The sequence below is a fragment of the Streptococcus dentasini genome, assembly GCF_053206945.1.
Map to the genome: position 1 here is coordinate 1 of NZ_JBRUHS010000022.1, position 3,175 is coordinate 3,175.

1 rRNA gene is annotated in these 3,175 nt (G+C 50.1%); it reads right to left on the minus strand.

The features are described from left to right. Positions 1-183: 183 nt before the first annotated feature. A 23S ribosomal RNA gene (locus tag ACVR1G_RS10815) occupies positions 184-3,084 on the minus strand. Positions 3,085-3,175 lie beyond the last annotated feature (91 nt).

Consider the following 3,175-nt stretch of genomic DNA (forward strand, 5'->3'; position numbering starts at 1 on the left):
CTAGGGCTTAACGACTGTGTTCGGCATGGGTACAGGTGTCTCTCCTAGGCTAGCGTCACTTAACTATGAATGGACTTAGTTTGCCAATTCAAAATTGAATACCTATCTATTGTATCAAGCCTAACCTCTCGCTGTCAATACTAAGTAATTGTACTCGGGCTAAAAGCCCTCCCTTACTTATCTTTGGATAAGTCCTCGAGCGATTAGTATTGGTCCGCTTCACATGTCACCATGCTTCCACTCCCAACCTATCTACCTGATCTTCTCTCAGGGCTCTTACTGATATCAAATCATGGGAAATCTCATCTTGAGGGAGGCTTCACACTTAGATGCTTTCAGCGTTTATCCCTTCCATACATAGCTACCCAGCGATGCTCTTGGCAGAACAACTGGTACACCAGCGGTATGTCCACTCTGGTCCTCTCGTACTAGGAGCAGATCCTCTCAAATTTCCTTCGCCCGCGACGGATAGGGACCGAACTGTCTCACGACGTTCTGAACCCAGCTCGCGTGCCGCTTTAATGGGCGAACAGCCCAACCCTTGGGACCGACTACAGCCCCAGGATGCGACGAGCCGACATCGAGGTGCCAAACCTCCCCGTCGATGTGAACTCTTGGGGGAGATAAGCCTGTTATCCCCAGGGTAGCTTTTATCCGTTGAGCGATGGCCCTTCCATACGGTACCACCGGATCACTAAGCCCGACTTTCGTCCCTGCTCGAGTTGTCGCTCTCGCAGTCAAGCTCCCTTATACCTTTACACTCTGCGACTGATTTCCAACCAGTCTGAGGGAACCTTTGGGCGCCTCCGTTACCTTTTAGGAGGCGACCGCCCCAGTCAAACTGCCCGTCAGACACTGTCTCCGTAGATGATTAACCTACCGGGTTAGAGTAGCCATAACACAAGGGTAGTATCCCAACAGCGCCTCTGCCGAAACTAGCGTCCCGGCTTCTATGGCTCCTACCTATCCTGTACATGTGGTACAGATACTCAATATCAAACTGCAGTAAAGCTCCATGGGGTCTTTCCGTCCTGTCGCGGGTAACCTGCATCTTCACAGGTACTAAAATTTCACCGAGTCTCTCGTTGAGACAGTGCCCAAATCATTACGCCTTTCGTGCGGGTCGGAACTTACCCGACAAGGAATTTCGCTACCTTAGGACCGTTATAGTTACGGCCGCCGTTTACTGGGGCTTCAATTCATACCTTCGCTTACGCTAAGCACTCCTCTTAACCTTCCAGCACCGGGCAGGCGTCACCCCCTATACGTCATCTTGCGATTTCGCAGAGAGCTGTGTTTTTGATAAACAGTTGCTTGGGCCTTTTCACTGCGGCTGACCTTATAGCCAGCGCCCCTTCTCCCGAAGTTACGGGGCCATTTTGCCGAGTTCCTTAACGAGAGTTCGCTCGCTCACCTGAGGCTACTCGCCTCGACTACCTGTGTCGGTTTGCGGTACGGGTAGAGTATACATTAACGCTAGAAGCTTTTCTTGGCAGCGTGACATCACTCACTTCGCTACTAAACTTCGCTCCCCATCACAGCTCAACGTTACAGAACTAAGCATTTGACTCAGTCCACGCCTCACTGCTTGGCCGGACTCTTCCAGTCGTCCGGTTGAGTTAGCCTTCTGCGTCCCTCCTTCACTCTATACTCTAGTACAGGAATATCAACCTGTTGCCCATCGGATACACCTGTCGGTCTCTCCTTAGGTCCCGACTAACCCAGGGCGGACGAGCCTTCCCCTGGAAACCTTAGTCTTACGGTGGACAGGATTCTCACCTGTCTTGCGCTACTCATACCGGCATTCTCACTTCTATGCACTCCAGCACTCCTCACGGTATACCTTCAACACACATAGAACGCTCTCCTACCATCCCTTTCGGAATCCACAGCTTCGGTAAATTGTTTTAGCCCCGGTACATTTTCGGCGCAGGGTCACTCGACTAGTGAGCTATTACGCACTCTTTGAATGAATAGCTGCTTCTAAGCTAACATCCTAGTTGTCTGTGCAACCCCACATCCTTTTCCACTTAACAATTATTTGGGGACCTTAGCTGGTGGTCTGGGCTGTTTCCCTTTCGACTACGGATCTTAGCACTCGCAGTCTGACTGCCGACCATAAATACTTGGCATTCGGAGTTTATCTGAGATTGGTAATCCGGGATGGACCCCTCACCCAAACAGTGCTCTACCTCCAAGATTCTCAATGTCGACGCTAGCCCTAAAGCTATTTCGGAGAGAACCAGCTATCTCCAAGTTCGTTTGGAATTTCTCCGCTACCCACAAGTCATCCAAGCACTTTTCAACGTACTCTGGTTCGGTCCTCCAGTGAGTTTTACCTCACCTTCAACCTGCTCATGGGTAGGTCACCTGGTTTCGGGTCTACATCCACGTACTTATGCGCCCTCTTCAGACTCGGTTTCCCTACGGCTCCGTCTCTTCAACTTAACCTCGCACGTAAACGTAACTCGCCGGTTCATTCTACAAAAGGCACGCTCTCACCCATTAACGGGCTCGAACTTCTTGTAGGCACACGGTTTCAGGTTCTCTTTCACTCCCCTTCCGGGGTGCTTTTCACCTTTCCCTCACGGTACTGGTTCACTATCGGTCACTAGGGAGTATTTAGGGTTGGGAGATGGGCCTCCCAGCTTCCGACGAGATTTCACGTGTCTCGCCGTACTCAGGATCCTGTTAGGCTCAAGCTGCTATTTCAAATACGAGGCTCTTACTCTCTTTGGCTGACCTTTCCAGATCATTCTTCTATAACTCTTGTGCCCCTGTCACAGTCCTACAACCCCAAGTTGTAAACAACTTGGTTTGCCCTCCTGCCTTTTCGCTCGCCGCTACTCAGGCAATCGCTCTTGCTTTCTCTTCCTGCAGCTACTGAGATGTTTCAGTTCACTGCGTCTTCCCTCCGCTACCCTTAACAGGTAGGGATACTAACCAGCAGTTAGTGGGTTCCCCCATTCGGATATCTCTGGATCAAAGCTTACGTACAGCTCCCCAAAGCATTTCGTCGTTAATCACGTCCTTCATCGGCTCCTAGTGCCAAGGCATCCACCGTGCGCCCTTATTAACTTAACCTTATTAAAAAACTCTTTAATATGTTTCTACAGCGTTTCGGTTTATTTCTTGTTACTTTTTTTGATAGATATTCAATTGTCAATGGGCAAGT